The sequence below is a fragment of the Acidovorax sp. Root267 genome (assembly GCF_001429215.1).
Classification (GTDB): Bacteria; Pseudomonadota; Gammaproteobacteria; order Burkholderiales; family Burkholderiaceae_C; genus Acidovorax; species Acidovorax radicis.
This window is the reverse complement of sequence record NZ_LMJC01000001.1, coordinates 517643-536641: the sequence shown is the minus strand read 5'-3', so window position 1 is coordinate 536641 and position 18999 is coordinate 517643. Positions and strand designations below refer to the sequence as shown.

Below are 18999 nucleotides of genomic sequence, written 5' to 3'. Positions count from 1 at the left end.
GCACGGTTTTCACGTTAGCACGGATCGCCGCAGAGTGCACTGGCAAGGTTTCAGGACTGAGGGCCTGATGGGGCATCATCGCCCTATGACTGTCTGGATCGATACCCATTGCCACCTGGATGCGCCGGAGTTTGACCCTGACCGTGATGCCGTGCGCGCCGAGGCGCAGGCCCAGGGCGTGGCCCACTGTGTGATTCCGGCGGTGGAGCGCAGCAACTGGGCCACGGTGCGGGCGTTGGCCCACCGGTACGGCGACAGCTATGCGCTGGGCATTCACCCCCTCTACACAGGGCGCGCGCACGACGCGGATCTGGAGCTGCTGGCGCAGGAGCTGGAGCAGCACCGGGCAGACCCGCGCCTGGTGGCTATCGGAGAGATTGGCCTGGATTTTTTTGTGCCCGGCCTGGACGCTGCCCGGCAAGAGCGGTTCTATCGCGTGCAACTGCAGCTCGCACGGCGGTTCGATCTGCCGGTGATCCTGCATGTGCGCCGCTCATCCGACCGGCTGCTCAAGGGCCTGCGGGAGCTGCCGGTCCAAGGCGGCATCGCCCATGCCTTCAATGGCAGCCTGCAACAGGCGCAGGCGTTCATCGCCCTGGGTTTCAAGCTGGGGTTTGGCGGTGCGATGACCTACGACCGGGCGCTGCAGCTGCGCCGCCTGGCGGCGGAACTGCCCGCAGAGGCCCTGGTGGTGGAGACCGATGCCCCTGACATTCCTCCCCATTGGTTGTATGCCACCGCCGCCCAGCGCGCTGAAGGCCTGGCCCAAGGGCGCAATGCACCCGGCGAGCTCCCGCGCATTGCCAACGCATTGGCAGAGGTGCGTGGCCAGCCGCGGGAGGTTTTGGCGGGCATCACCTGCGCCAATGCGCTGGGGGCACTGCCCCGGTTGCAAGCGCTGGTCTCGTTTTGAGAACCTGTTCACGATCTCCCGCGATATCGTGAACGGGTTCTGAACCATCAATTGGTAGGTTTTTAGGAGGCCAGCGCTTTGTGGTAAAGGGTTTACAGCTATCGTTTTTTTTGAGGCCCTCGCGGGGTTGCTGATGGGTTTCGGTTCAGAATCGGCGGATGCCCGACGCCGCGCTGACGCAGCCCCCACCTATCCCTGATGCCCCGGCGCCAGCCCCACCGGTGCGTCTGGAGGGGCTGCCGCCGGTGGTGTCCGCGGGCACGGTGGTGCTGGTCCTCGGAAGTTTTCCGGGGGCGGCCTCCTTGCGGCTGCGCCAGTATTACGCGCACCCACAGAACCATTTCTGGAAGATCTTGCAAGCGCTGTGGCCCCAGCACCCCTTGCCGCCTGCGGGAGATGGCGGGTATGCCGCACGCTGCGACTGGCTGCTGGCACGGGGGCTCGGCCTGTGGGATGTGTATGAAAGCTGCGAGCGGGAAGGCAGCCTGGACACCAGCATCCGCAATGCGCGGGTCAACGACTTTGCGCGATTGCAGGTGGCGTGTCCGCAGCTTGCCGCCGTCGCCCACAATGGTGGCGAGAGCTTCAAGCACGCCCCGGCGGTGCTGAACAGCTTTCTCCACCCCCGCTCCATCGCTTCGCACCGCCTGCCCTCGACCAGTCCGGCCAACGCCTCCTGGAGTTTTGAACGCAAATTGGCCGCCTGGGCGGCGCTGATGTCGGCCCACCGCCTGCTTTGACTGTTGTGAATGACCCGCAAAAAAGAAAAACTGCAAGAACTGCCTGAAGTCAGCGTCTCGGATGACAGCGAAGTCCGCCATCTGCACCTGGGTACACCCTGGATCCAGGGCTCCATGCGCATAGCCGAGCCTTTTGTGCTGGAGCTGGAGTATGTACAGCGCATGATGGCGTGGCTTCTGTTTGCCGACCCGGCGCTGGTGTCCAAGGGCCACGCCATGCAGCTGGGGCTGGGGGCAGGGGCCATCACCAAGTTCTGCCACAAGAAGCTGCGCATCTGCACGACAGCCATCGAACTCAACCCCCAGGTGCTAGCAGTGTGTCGGCAGTGGTTCAAACTGCCGCCCGACGGCCCCAAGCTGCGCGTGGTGCTGGCCGATGCGGCGAAAGAGATCCAAAACCCCATGTGGCAGGGCACCGTGGACGCGCTGGCCGTCGATCTGTACGACCACGAGGCGGCCGCCCCCGTGCTGGACAGCCCCGATTTTTACGCCGACTGCCGGGGCCTGTTGACCGAAACGGGCTGCATGACGGTCAACCTGTTCGGCCGTGCATCGAGTTTTGACCGCAGCCTGCAGAGCATGGCGGCGGCCTTTGGGGACAAGGCACTCTGGGCCTTCAAGCCCACCCGGGAGGGCAACACGGTGGTGCTCGCCCAGAAAACACCCACGCGCCCCAAGCGCGCGGAACTGGCAGAACGCGCCGAAGCCATCCAGGCGCGCTGGGATCTGCCCACGACCAAGTGGCTGCGGGCGTTCAAGCCCGTGGTGGCCTGAGAGGCTATCCACCGCACTGCATGGCCCCAATCTGGAAAGGTTCTTGATGAAAACATCCTTGGTTTCCCCGGACAACAAGACAACCCGGCCCTACGTCGGCCCGGTGGACTGGCGGCGCATGGTGCAGTGGCTCAGCGATGACGAGGTCATCGCCCCCGAAGAAGCGCAACGCACCATCGCCCGCTGTTCACAGGCCGAGAGCTCCCAGCACGCGCTGGTGCGCCTGGCCAACGTGGCGATGGAGCGTGCCAGCGATGGCAAACCGCTGGACATCGAGGCATTGTCTGAATACCTGGCCAAGCGGGCGGGCCTGCCTTATTTGCGCATTGATCCACTCAAGGTGGACGTGGGGCGCGTGGCCGAAACCATGAGCGCCACCTACGCAGAGCGCCACAAGGTGCTGCCCGTGCAGGTGACCACCAAGGAGGTGGTGGTGGCGACGGCCGAGCCGTTCATCGACGATTGGGTGGCCGAGGTGGAGCGACAGTCCCGTCGCACGGTCCGCCGCGTGGTGGCAAGTCCCCTGGACATTCACCGGTTTACCGCCGAGTTCTTTGCCCTGGCCAAGTCGGTGCGTGCCGCACAGAAGGCGGGCGGCAATTCCGGGGGCAGCAGCTTCGAGCAATTGGTGGAACTGGGCAAGAGCAACAAGCAGCTCGACGCCAACGACCAGGGCGTGGTCAAGGTGGTGGACTGGCTCTGGCAATACGCCTTCGACCAGCGCGCCAGTGACATCCACCTGGAACCCCGGCGCGACCAGGGCGTGATCCGCTTTCGCATTGACGGGGTGTTGCATCCGGTCTACCAGATGCCCATGGGTGTGCACAACGCCATGGTCTCGCGCATCAAGCTCCTGGGTCGCATCGACGTGGTGGAAAAGCGCCGTCCGCAGGATGGCCGCATCAAGACGCGCAACCAGCGCGGGGACGAAGTGGAAATGCGCCTTTCCACCTTGCCCACGGCGTTTGGCGAGAAGATGGTCATGCGGATCTTCGACCCGGACAACGCCGTCAAGGACCTCGACGCCCTGGGCTTTGCCCAGCACGATGCAGAGCGCTGGGAAGGTTTGGTCAAGCGCCCGCACGGCATCATTTTGGTGACGGGGCCCACCGGCTCGGGCAAGACCACCACGCTGTATTCCACCTTGAAGCGGGTGGCGACCGAAGAGGTCAACGTGAGCACGGTGGAAGACCCGATCGAAATGATCGAGCCCAGCTTCAACCAGACCCAGGTGCAGCCCCAGCTCGATTTCAATTTCGCCGAAGGCCTGCGTGCCCTCATGCGCCAGGACCCCGACATCATCATGGTGGGCGAAATCCGCGATCTGGAGACGGCCGAGATGGCCATCCAGGCCGCACTGACCGGGCATCTGGTGTTCTCCACGCTTCACACCAACGACGCACCGTCCGCCATCACCCGCATGATGGAGCTGGGAGTCCCGCCCTATCTGCTCAATGCCACGCTGCTCGGGGTGCTGGCCCAGCGGCTGGTGCGTACACTGTGCAAGCAATGCAAACAAAAGGACGACACGGCGGAGCGCGAGACGCTGATGGCCGTGGTCAAGCCCTGGAAACTCAGTGGCGGCTACCACCCGTACAAGCCCGTAGGCTGCGTGGATTGCCGCATGGGGGGCTACCGTGGGCGCATGGGCCTGTATGAGCTGCTGACCGTCACCGAGGCACTCAAGGAGAAGATCAACCAGGCGCCCTCGATCGACCAGCTGCGCCGGCAGGCCGTGCAGGATGGCATGCGGCCCTTGCGCCTGGCGGGCGCGCTGCGGGTGGCAGAGGGGCTGACCACCCTGGATGAGGTGATTTCCGCCACACCCCCCCTGGAATAGGGACGGCGGTCGTCTCCTTGGATCTGCGCCAGCCGGGAACCGGGGCAAGCGTTACCGGATGTAGGTGGAATCCACATCCGCACGGCCCCTGGTTGCCCGCACAATCGCGCAGTCGAGATTCCGCCAAGGAGACAATTCGTGAAAATCAAAAGTCAAAAAGACTTCTTTGCCGGCCTCATGTTCATGGGGGTTGGTGTAGCGTTTGCGTGGGGTGCCACCACGTACAACGTCGGCAACGGTGCCCGCATGGGCCCGGGCTACTTTCCCCTCTTGCTGGGTATCTTGCTGGCCATCATCGGCAGCGCGATCACCTTCAAGGCCACCACGGTCGAGACCCAGGATGGCGACAAGATTGGAAAGTGGGCCTGGAAGCCGCTGTTCTTCATCCTGGCTGCCAACTTCGCGTTCGGCATCCTGCTCGGCGGCCTGCCCAGCCTGGGCATTCCGGCGATGGGCCTCATCGTCGGCATCTATGCACTGACCTTCATTTCCAGCCTGGCTGGCAACGAGTTCAATGCAAAGGCCGTATTCGTGCTGGCCACGGTGCTTGCCATTGGCAGCTACGTGGCCTTCGTCTGGGCGCTCAAGCTGCAGTTCCCTGTGTGGCCGAGTTTCATCACGGGTTAAGCAGGAGCACCGACCATGGATCTTATTAACAACCTATCGCTGGGTTTTGGTGTCGCGTTCACCTTCCAGAACCTGATTTACTGTTTTGTCGGCTGCCTGCTGGGGACGCTGATTGGCGTGCTTCCTGGCATTGGCCCCGTGGCGACCATCGCCATGCTGCTGCCTGCCACCTACGCGCTGCCTCCCGTGGCTGCGCTGATCATGCTGGCCGGCATCTATTACGGCGCGCAATACGGCGGCTCCACCACCGCCATTCTGGTCAACCTGCCGGGCGAATCTTCCTCGGTGGTGACCGTGATCGACGGCTACCAGATGGCGCGAAAAGGCCGAGCGGGACCGGCGCTGGCGGCGGCGGGCCTCGGTTCGTTCTTCGCCGGTTGTGTGGGTACGCTGATCCTGGCGGCCTTCGCGCCTCCGCTGACCGAAGTGGCTTTCAAGTTCGGCCCTGCCGAATACTTCTCGCTGATGGTGTTGGGCCTGATCGGTGCCGTGGTGCTGGCCTCGGGTTCGCTGCTCAAGGCCGTGGCCATGATCGTGCTGGGCCTGCTGATGGGCCTGGTGGGGACCGACGTGAATTCGGGTGTAGCCCGCTTCAGCTTCGACATCCCTGAACTGACCGACGGTATTGGCTTTGTGACCATCGCCATGGGCGTGTTCGGTTACGGTGAAATCATAGCCAACCTCTCGCGTCCCGATGATGAGCGCGAAGTGTTCACTGCCAAGGTGGAGGGCCTGTTCCCGACCAAGGAAGACTTCAAGCGCATGATCCCGGCGGTGCTGCGTGGCACGGCACTGGGTGCGGCGCTGGGCATCCTGCCCGGTGGCGGCGCGCTGCTGGCAGCGTTTGCGGCCTACACGGTCGAGAAGAAGACCAAGCTCAAGCCCGGCGAAGTGCCCTTCGGCCAAGGCAACATCCGTGGTGTGGCGGCTCCCGAGTCGGCCAACAATGCCGGTTCGCAGACGTCCTTCATCCCGCTGCTGACGTTGGGCATTCCTCCCAACGCCGTGATGGCGCTGATGGTGGGTGCGATGACCATCCACAACATCCAGCCTGGCCCCCAGGTGATGACGAGCAACCCGGAGCTGTTCTGGGGCCTGATCGCCTCGATGTGGATCGGCAACGCCATGCTGATCATCCTGAATCTGCCGTTGATCGGCATCTGGATCAAGCTGCTCACCGTGCCTTACCGCTGGCTGTACCCTTCCATCGTGCTCTTTTGTGCGGTGGGTGTGTATTCCACCAACAACAATACGTTCGACATCTGGATGGTGGGTGCGTTCGGCCTGATCGGCTACATCTTCTACAAGCTGGGTACGGAACCTGCACCTTTGCTGCTCGGTTTCATCCTGGGCCCGATGATGGAAGAGAACCTGCGCCGCGCGCTGCTGCTGTCGCGTGGTGACTGGAGCGTGTTTGTGACGCGTCCGCTGTCGGCGGGCCTGCTGGCTGCCGCTGCACTGCTGCTCGTCATCGTGCTGTTGCCTTCGGTGAAGAGCAAGCGCGAGGAAGCGTTCGTCGAAGACTGACGGCGCCTCTTTTCCATCCGACTCCAGAACATCGGCACCTTCGGGTGCCGTTGTTTTTTGGAGATCCTGATCGGCGGAACACCTTGGGTGCCAGTACACAATGGCGGGCAAGAGGCCCGCATGTCCATTCCATTCCATTTGCCGCAGCATCCCCACCGGGCGATGTTGCACAACGAAATCCACGCCCGTCCGCCCGAGGCCATGACGGCCCCCCTGGCCATTGCACACATCGTGATGCTGGCCGATGCCGCGGGGCGCGAAGCGAGCCGGGCCCATGTGGCGGACCTTTTGCGCGACCACCACCTGGCGTTGCCCGATGCGAACACCACCCACCTGCGCATGGACCTGGGGGCCTACCGCATGCGCTGGGAGCTGCATACCGAGTTTGTGTCCTGGACCTTCATGGTGCCCATGGCGGCGGACGCCTTTGGCGAGCGGGAGCCTGCCAGCGCCGCAGACGCCGTGCCCCGCGAGTGGCTGGCGGCGTTGCCCGGACATTGCCTGTGCAGCCTGAACCTCTGGGTGCTGCCCACGCACACCTTTGGCTCGGGTTCGCTGGTCAAGCATGTGCTGCATGAGGACACACTGGTGGCCTCCACGGTGGCCGATGGGCATGGCGAGGTCTACACCGACTTTGCGATCCACGCCGATGGGTTCTCGCGCATGGTGCTGCTGGCGGGCGGCATGACGCAGCGCCGCCTGGGTCGCCTGGTGCAGCGTCTGCTCGAAATCGAGACCTACCGCATGGCAGCCCTGCTGGGTTTGCCCGCCGCGCGCGAGGCGGCCAGTGTGCTGGCCTTTGCCGAACGCGAACTGGCAGAGCTGGCTGACGCCATCCGCACCGCCAACCGCGATGCCGAGCCTGCACTGCTGGACCGCCTGACCCGCCTGGCCGGGCAGGTGGAGAGCCAGTATGCGGCCACCCATTCGCGCTTCTCGGCCAGCAGTGCCTACTTCGAGCTGCTGGACCGCCGCATCCAGGACATTGCCGAGTCGCGGCTGGCCGGCATGCAGACAATCCGGGAGTTCATGGATCGGCGCCTCACGCCCGCGCGCAGCACCTGCGAATGGGCGGCGCGGCGCCAGGATGCGCTCTCGCAACGTGTCTCGCGCATGAGCAACCTGCTGCGCACCCGGGTCGAGATTGAGCAGCAGCAAAGCAGTCAGGCACTGCTGACCACCATGAACCACCGGCAGGATTTGCAGCTGCAGATGCAGTCCACGGTGGAAGGGCTGTCGGTCGCGGCCATCACGTACTACATCGTGGGCCTGGTGAGCTACCTGGCAAAAGGCGCGCAGAAACTCGGTTGGCCCCTATCGCCCGAGACCACTGCGGCCATCGCGATTCCGGTGGTGGCGGTGGCCGTGTGGTGGTCGCTGAGGCGATTGCACCACCGGGTCTTCCGGAAGCACGGCTAGAAGAGAAGGCCACAAAAAGGGCCGCTAAAGACCCTTTCCACCACCTCGCAGGGCATCGCGCCAGGGCGGGTTGGCAGGGGCTGGGTCCAAGCCCGACGGGCGTGCATGCCCATGCCGTGTGCCTCCTGCACGCACATGGGGCGCGGCCCATAATGGCCCGATGCACTTCAGCTACACCCCCTCCTATGCCAGCACCCGCCTGCCGGTGTTTGCGCGCAATGTCGTTTCCACCTCCCATCCGCTGGCGGCCCAGGCGGGCTTGCGCATGCTGCAGCAGGGCGGCAATGCCGTCGATGCCGCCGTAGCCGCCGCTGCGGCCATGACGATCTGCGAGCCCGTGAGCAACGGGCTGGGCAGCGATGCGTTCTGCATCCTGTGGGACGGGCAGGCCTTGCAGGGGCTCAATGCCTCCGGCCGTGCGCCAGCTGCGTGGACGCCGGAATACTTTCACAGCCGTTACGGTGAGGGTCAGGTCACACCCCCCAAGCGCGGCATGGATGCCGTCACGGTGCCGGGGGCTGTCAGTGCCTGGGTCGCCCTGTCCGAGCGCTTTGGCAAGCTGCCTTTTGCCGATCTGATGGAGCCCGCCGCCGAGATTGCCGAGCGTGGCTATCTGGTGCCGGTGGTGGTGCAGCAGAAATGGGCGGCTGCAGTGCCGGAACTGCAGTCGCAGCCGGGGTTTGCGCAGAGCTTCATGCCGCGTGGGCGTGCGCCGCAGGTGGGCGAGCTGTTCCAGTTCGCAGCCGCAGCCCGTGCACTGCGCGCCATCGGTGCTACACAAGGGCAGGCGTTCTACACGGGCGAAATTGCCCAGGCGCTGGTGGCCTTCTCCAAGGCCCAGGGCGGCAGCCTGACGCTGGCGGATCTGGCAGCGCACCGCCCTGAGTGGGTCACCCCCATTGCCCGCAACTACCGGGGCTATACCCTGCACGAGATCCCGCCCAACGGCCAGGGCATCGCGGCGTTGATTGCGCTGGGCATCCTGGACCAGTTCGATCTGGCCGCGCTGGCGGTGGATGGCGCAGCGTCCCAGCATCTGCAGATCGAGGCCATGAAACTCGCGTTTGCCGATGTGTACCGCTATGTGGCCGAGCCATCGTCCATGGAGGTGACACCCGCGCAAATGCTCGATGACGCGTACCTGGCGTCCCGTGCCAAACTCATCGACATGAACCAGGCGCAGGATTTTGGGGCAGGCAATCCGGTCAAGGGCGGCACGATCTATCTGACGGCGGCCGACGAAAACGGCATGATGGTCAGCTTCATCCAGAGCAACTACATGGGCTTCGGCTCGGGGTGTGTGGAGCCCACCTTTGGCATCAGCCTGCAGAACCGGGGCCAGGCATTCAGCACCGACCCCAAGGGCGCCAACCCCGCGAACCTGGTGGCACCCGGCAAACGGCCGTTTCACACCATCATCCCGGCTTTCCTCACGCAGAACGGCCAGCCCGTGATGAGCTACGGCGTGATGGGCGCAAACATGCAGCCGCAGGGCCACATGCAGACCCTGGTGCGCATGCTGGACTACGGCCAGAACCCGCAGGCGGCGTGCGACGCACCGCGCTGGCGCTTCAATGAAGGGCTGTCGATCAATGTCGAAGCTGCCATGCCTGCGGCCACGGTGCAGGGTCTGCTGGGCCTGGGGCACCGCATGGAGGTGATCCAGGACTCCTACCAGGACTTCGGCGCCGGCCAGTTCATCTGGCGCATGGGCGACCCCAAGGTGCAGGGCTATGTGGCCGCCAGCGATCCGCGCCGCGACGGCCAGGTGGCGGGGTATTGATGGAACACCCCCTGAGCCGCTTCGCGCCTTCCCCCTCTCTCGCTGCGCGGGAGGGGGACGCCACCGGTGGCCTGGCGAAGCCAGCTCCACGGTGGCATTGGCTTGGGCTGCGCCAGTTGCCATCGATGCGGTTAGTGCGCGCCGCAATGAACAACGGGAAAATACATTAAAAGTGCCTCTAGCCCAATCAGTAAAAGCGCAAGAAGCTACTAAAAATGTAGCAACCGGTCTTGCCCTGGCCCTGTTGGGCTCGATCGCCTTCAGCGGCAAGGCCATCATCGTCAAGCTGGCGTACCGCCATGGTGTGGACGCTGTCACGTTGATCATGTACCGCATGCTGTTTGCGTTGCCCATCTTCGCGCTGATGGCCTGGTGGGCCAGCCGGGGCAAGCCGCCCCTGACCCGCAAGGACTGGCTGGGCGTGCTGGGCCTGGGGCTTACGGGCTACTACCTGGCGAGTTTTCTGGATTTTGCAGGGCTGGCCTACATCAGCGCCAGCCTGGAGCGCCTGATCCTGTACCTCAACCCCACGCTGGTGGTGATGCTCGGCTGGGTGCTGTACCGGCGCGGCATTCACTGGGGGCAAGCGGTGGGCATGCTGATCAGCTACTGCGGCGTGGTCCTGGTGTTCGGCCATGAGGCCAACCTGCAAGGCGCCGATGCTGCATGGGGCACCCTGCTGGTGTTCCTGAGTGCGGTGAGCTACGCCATCTACCTGGTCTACAGCGGTGAACTGGTGCGGCGCCTGGGTTCGCTGCGGCTGGTGGGTTTGGCCACCACCGTGGCGTGCCTGCTTTGCCTGCTGCAGTTTGTGGTGCTGCGGCCCTTCAGTGCTGCCCTGGTGGCGCCTGAGGTGATCTGGCTGTCCATCCTCAACGCCACGCTGTGCACGGCCGCGCCCGTGCTCATGGTGATGATGGCGATCGAGCGCGTGGGCGCTGGCATGACCGCGCAGACCGGCATGGTGGGGCCGCTGTCCACCATCCTCATGGGGGTCTGGATTCTGGGCGAGCCGTTCACGGTGTGGGTGGCTGCGGGCACGGCCCTGGTGATCACGGGGATCTTTGTGTTCACCCAGCTGGCCCGCCGCCAAGCGCCTTGACCTTGCTGCGCAGAGCGGGTGCGCCGCTCTCCCTTGGGGTGCCTTATCCCGCCTTCTTCGCCGCCGCAGGCCGGGCAGAGGGGGCCGGTGCAGGAGCATTGGCAGGTGCGTTGCCACCACCCAGGCGCTGCGCAATCGATGCGCGCGATCCGCCCAGCCCGTCGAGCTGGCGGCCCATGGATTGCTCCAGGTAGTCCAGGCGGGCCTGTGCGGCGGGGTGTGTGGACATCGTCAGCGTGAACATCGGGTTGTCCGGTGTCACGGTGCGCAGTTGCTGCAGCACCGAGACCAGGCCGTAGGGGTCAAAACCCGCCTTGGCCGCCAGCGACACACCGGTGCGGTCCGCCTCGAATTCGTCGGACTGGCTCAGCCCCTTGGTGTAGACCGTGCGGAACAGCGACAGAAGCTGGTCCTTGACGAGCTGGCCGGCCACGTTGCTGGTGCGGATCTGCGAGGCCAGCAGCTGCGTGCCGACCCCCGCCATGGCGCTTTGCCGGATGGCCTGCAGGTGGTGTTTGGAGGTCACGTGCGTGATCTCATGCGCCAGAATGCCCGCCAGCTCGGACTCGTCGGCGCAGCGGTCGATGAGCCCCTTGGTCACGAACACATAGCCGCCCGGCGCTGCGAAGGCGTTGTAGCCGCTGTCATCGAGCACCACGAAGGTCCAGGGCAGGCCGGGGCGCGATGACTGCAGGCTGACCCAGCGGCCCAGGCGGTTCACGTAGCGCTGCAGCGCCATGTCCGGGTGGGCGGGCTTGGCCCCCAGCAGCAGGGCGGCCAACTGGCGGCCGATCTCGATTTCCTTGGTTTCGTCGATGTTCTCCATCGACTGGGTCAGCAGGCTGATCAGATCGTCACCCTGTCCTGCCGAAGCGGGTTTGCCGCCTGTGACGGCAGAGCCGATGCCGCCGCCCAGCGAGTTCAGCAGGTTCATCACGTTCTGGCTGTAGGCGGCCAGCGGGGCTGCTGCCAGTGCCGCGCACAGGGCGGCTGTTCGGGCACAGCGCTTCCATGGGGGAGTTCGGGTCATGTGCATCTCCTCAATTGGGGCTGTAGTTGGGGTCGGACGGATTGCCGGAGCCGCTGCCCGACTTGCTGCCGCTGGAGGTCGGCAGGGACGGCTGGGCCAGTGCGGGCACATCGCGGGCGTTCAGCGACGCCGAGCTGGCGAACTGGCGTGCCTGGTCAGCATTGACCCGCAGGCCCTCTGCCCGGCCGACGGCGGCGGGGTTGGGCTGTGCGTTGGCGATGTCTTCGGCACCCAGGCCACGAATACCCACCGTGGAAGTGGCGGTGGTGGTGGAGCCACTGTTGCCGCCAAACAGTCCGCCCAGGCCCCGCAGGCCGCTGGTGGTGGCATTGTTGGTGGGCGTGGCCGAGCCCGATTGTGGGCCCAGGTCAAACATGTGGACCCAGCCGGTGGCGCCTTGCTGTGTGCTCACCTTGGTCCAGGGACCCTTGCGCTCGTTGCTGCGTGTGACCACCGTATTGGCCTCCAGTGGGGCCACGCTGGCGCCGCTGTCGGCGGGAGCGTCGCGCAACTGGGTGGCGCGCTTGACCACGGCAGCCTCCTGCGCGTGTGCGCCACCCGCCAGGGGTGCTAATGCGGCCAATGCCAGCCAGGTGGCCAGGGCTCCGCGGTGCAGCCAGTTCATGTTGCAGCTCTCCACTTATGATGATTTGTGAATGCTGCGGGTCGCAGCACCAGAACCGGAGATTGTTATGGATTTGGGTATCGCAGGCAAATGGGCGCTCGTGTGCGGCGCGAGCAAGGGATTGGGCTACGGCTGTGCGCTGGCCTTGGTGCGCGAGGGCGTCAACGTGGTGATCAACGCCCGCAATGCAGAGGCGCTCGATCAGGCAGCTATTAAATTGATAGCTGAAAATTCAATACCATCAAGCGCTGGTGGCCTGAATGGCTCAAAGCCAAAGGTACTGGCGGTTGCCGCCGACATCACCACGGCCGAGGGGCGCGCTGCCGTGTTCACCGTGGCCGGTGGTCCGGGCCGCGACTTCGACATTGTGGTGACGAATGCCGGCGGCCCGCCCACGGGCGACTTCCGCGACTGGGATCGCGACGCATGGATCAAGGCCGTGGATGCCAACATGCTCACCCCCATTGAACTGATCAAGGCCACGGTGGACGGCATGGCTGCTCGGGGCTTTGGCCGCATCGTCAACATTACCTCCAGCGCAGTGAAGGCACCCATCGATATCCTGGGCCTGTCCAATGGCGCGCGCAGCGGGCTCACGGGCTTTGTGGCGGGGGTATCGCGCAGCAAGATCGCCGCGCGGGGCGTCACCATCAACAACCTGCTGCCCGGCAAGTTCGACACCGACCGGCTGGCCGCCACCGTGACTGCCGCCGCAGGCAAGGCGGGCAAGAGCGTGGACGATGTGCGCACTGCCCAGCAGGCGCAGATCCCGGCCGGGCGGTACGGCACGGCACAGGAGTTCGGTGCCATCTGCGCCTTTTTGTGCAGCCAGCAGGCGGGCTACATGACCGGGCAGAACGTGCTGGCGGACGGCGGCGCGTATCCTGGCACCTTCTGACCAGGGCTGGGCTTGCCAGCCACGCGCGTTGCCACGCCGCGTGGCGTTTTGCCGACAGCTTTCGCCGCCGAGGGGGAAAACTTGGTAAAGAATGGTGCCCCAGCACTCCAACCCGAAAGTACCGGAACATGACACTGTGCATCCATCCCCCGGGCGGCCTTCCAGATCCTTGTGAACTCCACGAGTGCCGCTGGGTGTCTGGCCATATTCCGGGTGCCGATGGTGCGCTGTGGGGGCCATCTGCGGCTCCCGGGTTGGAGCGCCAGAATTTGCCATGCCGCAGACACCCGCTGTGATTTCCCGCCTTCGCCACCGTGTTGCGCCGCTTTGCGCTGCGTTGGCCTTCCTGGGCTGCCTGCCACAGGCGGTGGGGCAAACAGCAGCAACTCCTGCGGTGGCCCCGGTGCCTTACAAGCTGCGCATCGTGGGTGGCCTGGCCAGCATCAACCAGTACATCCGCCAGGAAGAGCCGTTCTGGAGCAAGGAGCTGTCGCGCATGAGCGGCGGCCGGTTCGACGCTGAAATTGTCCCCTTTGACCGCGCCGGTGTGCCCGGCACTGAAATGCTGCGCCTGCTGCAGCTGGGCGTGGTGCCTTTTGGCACGACGCTCATGAGTTCATTCACGGCCCAATACCCCGAGTACACGGCGCCCGATCTGGCAGGGCTCAACCCCGACATCGCCACGCTCAAGTCCACGCTGGCGGCGTTTCGCCCTTATCTGGAGAAGAGCCTGCGCGACCAGCATGGTGTGGAGGCCCTGGCCGTGTATGTGTATCCGGCGCAGGTGGTGTTTTGCAAGAAGCCCTTGCGCGGGCTGGCTGATCTGGCCGGGCGCCGCACCCGGGTGTCGTCCTCCACCCAGGCCGATTTTGTCGGGGCGCTTGGCGGCATCCCGGTGCTGACGGGCTTCGCACAGATAGTGCCCAGCCTCACGGCGGGCAATACCGAATGCGCCATCACCGGCACCATGTCGGGCAACACGCTGGGCCTGCCGACGATGACTTCGCATGTGCATGCACTTCCCGTGACATGGGGGCTGGCGGTGTTTGGCGCCAACCAGGCCGCCTGGGAAGCGCTGCCGCCCGATCTGCGGGCGCTGCTGCGGCGCGAGTTGCCCCGGCTGGAGGCCGCCATCTGGGAGGAGTCCGAGCGCGAGACCTCCGATGGCATGGCTTGCAACCGTGGCGCCCCGGCCTGTGTGGGTGGCCGCAAGGGCAGCATGGTGGTGGTACCGGTGTCGGCCCAGGACGAGCGCAGCCGCCAGGAGATCCTGGCCTCCACCGTGCTGCCACGCTGGGTGCAACGCTGCGGGGCCCGTTGTGCCCAGGTGTGGAACCAGACGATCGGCCCCGTTCGCGGCCTGGTGGCGGCCCCGGCGAAATGAGGGAGACCACGACCCCGCGGCGCATCAGGGCCTTTGTCTGGGCCGGAGCGGCGGTGTTCATGGCAGCGGTGGTGATGGTGTCCGCCGCGCTGGTGTGGAACGCCCGCAAGGTGGCGCTGGACGACTACGAAGCCCAGGCCACCCGTTTTGTGGCGGGCGCCGAGGCGGCGCTCAACCGATCCCTGCTGTCCGTGGACGTGCTGCTGGCCAGCATGGACGAACTGCTCGGCCTGTCGGGCTCCATGAGCGACTGGATCGACCCCGACGTGGCCAGCCAGCGGTTGCGCAGCTCGGCCCGGCAGAACCTGATGGTGCGCTACGTGGCGCTGCTGGATGCGAAGGGCAAGACCATTGCCTCCTCGGATGCCGCTGGCAGCGCGCTGTCGCTGCAGCTGCCCCCGGGGTTTTTGTCGGCGGTGCTGGAGCAGCCTGTGTCCACGCTGATGATCAGCCCGCCGGTGGTGAGCTTTGCCACCGCGGAGCGCGTGCTGTACTTCGCCCGCCACCTGCGCATGGCCGACAGCGCCCGTGTGGTCGCCATTGCCGAACTGCCGGTGGGAGCCCTCAGCTCCGTGCTCGTCCAGGGGGTGGACATCACAGGCCTGCAGGTGACGCTGGAACGCGCGGGAGGACTGCTGCTGCTGAGCGCGCCCAACCGCGAAGAGGCCATCACGCCGATGTTGTCCCCGCCACTGCATGAAGTGGCTGCCATGGGGCAGGAGTGGAAGGCCCCGGCCCGCTTGAGCGGAGAACCCGCGCTGGTGGTCTACCGGCCCATCCTGTACCAGGACCTGCGCATTTCTGGGAGCATTCCGTTGCGCGATGCGCTGGCGGGCTGGCGCGATCAGCGCGACGCCATCGCCCTCACGGGGCTGTTGTTTGTGGCCATGATCGTGGTGGCGGGCAACCTGGCGCTGCGCTACCTGCACCGCATGTCCCAGGCGCGCCTGGCCATTGCGCAATCCAAGGCCACGCTGGACCAGGCGCTGGAATCCATGGTGAGCGGTTTTGTGCTGCTCGACGGCGAGCAATGCGTGGTGCAGTGGAACAGCCGGTTCGAGGAAATTTTCCCCTGGCTGCGCACCGTGATGGCGCCGATGGTGCCGTTTCGGCGTGTGATGGAGGAGACCTCCCGGCACCACCTCCCGCGCGCCAGCGAGGAAGAACGCATGCGCTGGGTGGAGATGCGGCTGCTCAAGCAAAGCCAGCACCTGGAGCCCCACGAACAGGTGCTGCCCAACGGCCGCACGATCCAGATCACCGAACGGCCCACGCCCGAGGGCGGGCTGGTCATCACCTACCACGACGTCACGGCCCTGCGCCGGGCCAGTGCCGAGATCGAAAGCCTGGCCTTCTACGACCCGCTGACCAACCTGCCCAACCGCCGGCTGCTGATGGACCGCATGCAGCAGGTCATTGCCGCCAGCGTGCGCAGCGGGCAGTACGGGGCCTTGCTGTTTCTGGATCTCGACCATTTCAAGACATTGAACGACACCCTGGGCCACGAAGTGGGCGACATGCTGCTGCGCCAGGTGGCCGAGCGCCTGAAGACCTGTGTGCGCCGCGAAGACACCGTGGCGCGCCTGGGGGGCGATGAGTTCGTGGTCATGCTGCACGAGCTGTCGCTGCACAGTGAAGAAGCGGCCGCCAACGCGCGCCGCGTGGGCGAGAAGATCCTGCGCACGCTGAACATGCCGTACACACTGGGTGCACACATCCACCACAGCACGCCCAGCATTGGCGCCACGCTGATGGGGGGGGCGCTGCAGCCCTCGGTCGATCTGCTCAAGCAGGCCGACATCGCGATGTACCAGGTCAAGTCGCAGGGGCGCAATGCGCTGTGTTTTTTCGACCCGCAGATGCAGATCGCCATCAGCGTGCGTGCACAGCTGGAGGGGGATCTGCAGGCCGCCCTGACCGCGCGGCAGTTTGTGCTGCACTACCAGCCCCAGTTCCACCAGGACGGGCGCATCGTGGGCGCCGAGGCGTTGATCCGCTGGATCCACCCCGAGCGCGGCCTCGTCGCGCCGGGCGCCTTCATCGGCGTGGCGGAGGAGAGCGAGCTCATCGTGCCCATGGGCCACTGGGTGCTGCGCACCGCGTGCGAGCAGCTGGCAGCGTGGGAGAACGATGCCCGCTACCGGCATGTGCAGCTGTCGGTCAACGTGAGCGCCCGGCAGTTCCGCCAGCGCGACTTCGTGGCCCGCATCGTCGAGGTGCTGCGCGAAACCGGGGCGCGGCCCCACCTGCTCAAGCTGGAGCTGACCGAGTCGCTGGTGCTGGACAACGTGGACGACACCATTGCCAAGATGGGCCTCCTCAAGACCAAGGGCGTGCGCTTTTCAGTGGACGACTTCGGCACGGGCTATTCGTCGCTGGCCTACCTCACACGGTTGCCGCTCGATCAGCTCAAGATCGACCAGTCCTTCGTGCGCAACCTGGGCGTGCGGCACACCGATGACGTGATCGTGCAGACCATCATCGGCATGGCCCGCAACCTGGAGCTGGATGTGATTGCCGAGGGGGTGGAAACCTCGGAGCAAAAGGCCTTGCTGGCGGACTACGGATGCCAGCTTTTCCAGGGCTATTTGTTGGGAATGCCTGGTCCGGTGGCCGATCTGGAAGCGCTGCTGCGCCGCGTTGCCGACGAGGCTCCCGTGGATTCGTCTGCAACCGGGGGCTCGCCCCAGCGCTGACGCCCGGCCGCATTCCGGTTCACGCTGCATGCAAACAGGAGGAATGCTTATGGCACGGTGGATGCGATGGCCGCGCAGGATCTGGAGTTGCGGCGCGGCGTGTGTGCTCGCCTGTGCCGCAGCCAGCGCGGAGCCGGTGGCCATCAAGACGCCGAGCGGCACCCTGCATTTCGAGACGCCTGCGGGCTACACCGCCCTCAGCGAGGACGAATTGCACATCAAGTTTGGACGCTACGGCCGCAGACCCCTGGCCGCGTGGGGGAACGCCCGCCGCAGCAGCACCGTGGCGGTGACCTGGTCGCGCATGGCGCAAAAGCCCCTGACCAGCGAACAATTGCCCGAGTTCAAATCGGCGATGGAAACCACACTCCCCAGGCTCACTCCGGGCATGGTGCTTCGGGATTCATCGCTGGTGCAGATTGCGCAGCGGCCCTGGGTGCGCATCGACAGCACGGCCCCGGCCGTGGACACCGAGATCCGCAACCTGATGTACCTGACCGACCTGGGCGGACACATGGTGGGCGTGAACTACAACGCCACGGTGGCGGACTATGCGCAGCAGGAGGCGGGCTTCAGCAGCTCTGCCGGTACGCTGCGCACGCAGGACTAGGTGTTGGTTCGGACGGCATTGGCTGCACCCTTCCCGGCAGTGACTGCGCCTTACCTGCGCGACGACACCACGATCCCGCCCACGATCAGCGCAAACGCCACGCCGTGGAAAAGCTGGGGCGTTTCCCCCAGGAAAGCGGCCGACAGAATGCCCGCGAACAGCGGGGTGAGGTTCACGAAGAAGCCCGCCACTGCAGGCCCCGCACGCTCCACACCCACGCCCCAGCAGCGGTAGGCCAGCACGGCCGGGCCCACGGCGATGAACACGAGCGCGGCGATCAGCGGCCAGCCCCCGTCGAAGTGGGTGCGGCCCACGGCCCATTCCACGCCCGCAAAGCTGCCCGACCAGGCCAGGCCAAACACCATCTGCGCCATCAGAAACGCCGCCCAGTCGCCCCGGATGCGGGCAGGCTCGCTGGTGCGCGACAGCAGCCAGCTGTAGAACGCCCACGAGATGGTGGCCAGCAGCATGAAAAAATCGCCCGGGACGAGCCGAAAGGCCAGCAGTTGCGACCACTCGCCCCGGCTCAGCACCAGCAGCACGCCACACATCGACAGCAACGCACCCAGCAACTGGCGCCGCGTGACGGCCGCGCCGAAGAACAGCGCCCCCACGGCCAGCATCCACACCGGCATGCTGGAGCCCACCAGCGTCGCGTTGATGGGCGTGGAAGTCTGCAGCGCCATGTACTGCAGCGCGTTGTACAGGCCAATGCCCAGCAGCCCCAGCAGCGCGTAGCGGCGCCAGTGCGGCCACAGCGGGCTGTCCTTGCGCAGCACACCATGGGCCAGCGGCAGCAGGATGGCAAAGGCCAGCACCCAGCGGATGAAGTTGAGGGCGGCGGGGGAAATCAGGTCGTGCACCAGCCGTCCCACGACGGCATTGCCCGCCCACAGCAAGGGCGGTATCACCAGCAGCACGGCCGTGCCGGGTGTGAGTTTTTGAGTCATGGGGCTGCACTGTAACGGCGCTGGCGACGCCATGCTGCCGGAGGCCACAAGGCCCTAGAGCCAATCGACCCCGTGTCGGCC

General features: G+C 65.6%; 16 protein-coding genes. 13 read left to right on the top strand and 3 right to left on the bottom strand.

Annotated elements, in window-relative coordinates:
* The first annotated feature begins 85 nt into the window (after positions 1-85).
* The 9 genes from ASE39_RS02305 to ASE39_RS02265 all read left to right on the top strand — a co-directional run bounded on the left by ASE39_RS02305 (position 86) and on the right by ASE39_RS02265 (position 10725).
* Positions 86-913: a TatD family hydrolase gene (locus tag ASE39_RS02305; RefSeq protein ID WP_057270047.1), complete on the top strand. Its 828-nt coding sequence runs from the start codon at positions 86-88 to the stop codon at positions 911-913.
* 158 nt (positions 914-1071) lie between these two features.
* Positions 1072-1653 (top strand): DNA-deoxyinosine glycosylase, encoded by a 582-nt coding sequence (locus ASE39_RS02300; protein ID WP_010463404.1) that lies wholly within the window; start codon positions 1072-1074, stop codon positions 1651-1653.
* 9 nt (positions 1654-1662) lie between these two features.
* On the top strand, positions 1663-2427 hold the full coding sequence (locus tag ASE39_RS02295; protein ID WP_057226566.1) for a hypothetical protein: 765 nt from the start codon (positions 1663-1665) through the stop codon (positions 2425-2427).
* 46 nt (positions 2428-2473) lie between these two features.
* Positions 2474-4267, top strand: coding sequence for a GspE/PulE family protein (locus ASE39_RS02290; protein WP_010463408.1), 1794 nt, complete (start codon positions 2474-2476; stop codon positions 4265-4267).
* A gap of 138 nt (positions 4268-4405) precedes the next feature.
* Positions 4406-4894 carry a tripartite tricarboxylate transporter TctB family protein gene (locus ASE39_RS02285; RefSeq protein WP_010463410.1) on the top strand — a complete coding sequence of 163 codons (489 nt, stop codon included), beginning with the start codon at positions 4406-4408 and terminating at the stop codon, positions 4892-4894.
* Positions 4895-4909: 15 nt separating this feature from the next.
* Positions 4910-6421, top strand: a complete 1512-nt coding sequence (locus ASE39_RS02280; RefSeq protein ID WP_010463412.1) for a tripartite tricarboxylate transporter permease — start codon at positions 4910-4912, stop codon at positions 6419-6421.
* A gap of 120 nt (positions 6422-6541) precedes the next feature.
* The gene (locus ASE39_RS02275; protein ID WP_057270046.1) at positions 6542-7840 is read left to right on the top strand and encodes a DUF3422 domain-containing protein; all 1299 of its coding nucleotides are present in this window, start codon (positions 6542-6544) and stop codon (positions 7838-7840) included.
* 160 nt (positions 7841-8000) lie between these two features.
* A complete protein-coding gene (locus ASE39_RS02270; RefSeq protein ID WP_010463417.1) occupies positions 8001-9623 on the top strand; it encodes a gamma-glutamyltransferase family protein in 1623 nt (540 codons plus the stop codon).
* Between the two features lie 172 nt (positions 9624-9795).
* Entirely contained in the window at positions 9796-10725 is a 930-nt protein-coding gene (locus ASE39_RS02265; RefSeq protein ID WP_035197823.1) for a DMT family transporter, read from the top strand.
* Between the two features lie 43 nt (positions 10726-10768).
* Here ASE39_RS02265 and ASE39_RS02260 read toward each other — a convergent pair whose 3' ends face one another.
* Positions 10769-11755: a M48 family metallopeptidase gene (locus tag ASE39_RS02260; RefSeq protein WP_225584773.1), complete on the bottom strand. Its 987-nt coding sequence runs from the start codon at positions 11753-11755 to the stop codon at positions 10769-10771.
* Between the two features lie 10 nt (positions 11756-11765).
* Positions 11766-12380, bottom strand: a complete 615-nt coding sequence (locus tag ASE39_RS02255) for an SH3 domain-containing protein (RefSeq protein WP_057270045.1) — start codon at positions 12378-12380, stop codon at positions 11766-11768.
* 67 nt (positions 12381-12447) lie between these two features.
* Between ASE39_RS02255 and ASE39_RS02250 the strand changes: the two genes are divergently transcribed.
* The 4 genes from ASE39_RS02250 to ASE39_RS02235 all read left to right on the top strand — a co-directional run bounded on the left by ASE39_RS02250 (position 12448) and on the right by ASE39_RS02235 (position 17968).
* On the top strand, positions 12448-13278 hold the full coding sequence (locus ASE39_RS02250) for an SDR family oxidoreductase (protein ID WP_057226573.1): 831 nt from the start codon (positions 12448-12450) through the stop codon (positions 13276-13278).
* Between the two features lie 274 nt (positions 13279-13552).
* Positions 13553-14662, top strand: coding sequence for a TRAP transporter substrate-binding protein (locus tag ASE39_RS02245; RefSeq protein ID WP_081474641.1), 1110 nt, complete (start codon positions 13553-13555; stop codon positions 14660-14662).
* Positions 14663-14721: 59 nt separating this feature from the next.
* Positions 14722-17358, top strand: a complete 2637-nt coding sequence (locus ASE39_RS02240; RefSeq protein ID WP_242421344.1) for an EAL domain-containing protein — start codon at positions 14722-14724, stop codon at positions 17356-17358.
* A gap of 103 nt (positions 17359-17461) precedes the next feature.
* Entirely contained in the window at positions 17462-17968 is a 507-nt protein-coding gene (locus ASE39_RS02235; RefSeq protein WP_010463431.1) for a hypothetical protein, read from the top strand.
* Positions 17969-18018: 50 nt separating this feature from the next.
* Here the strand turns inward: ASE39_RS02235 and ASE39_RS02230 are convergent, their stop codons facing one another.
* A complete protein-coding gene (locus ASE39_RS02230; RefSeq protein ID WP_010463433.1) occupies positions 18019-18918 on the bottom strand; it encodes a DMT family transporter in 900 nt (299 codons plus the stop codon).
* Positions 18919-18999 lie beyond the last annotated feature (81 nt).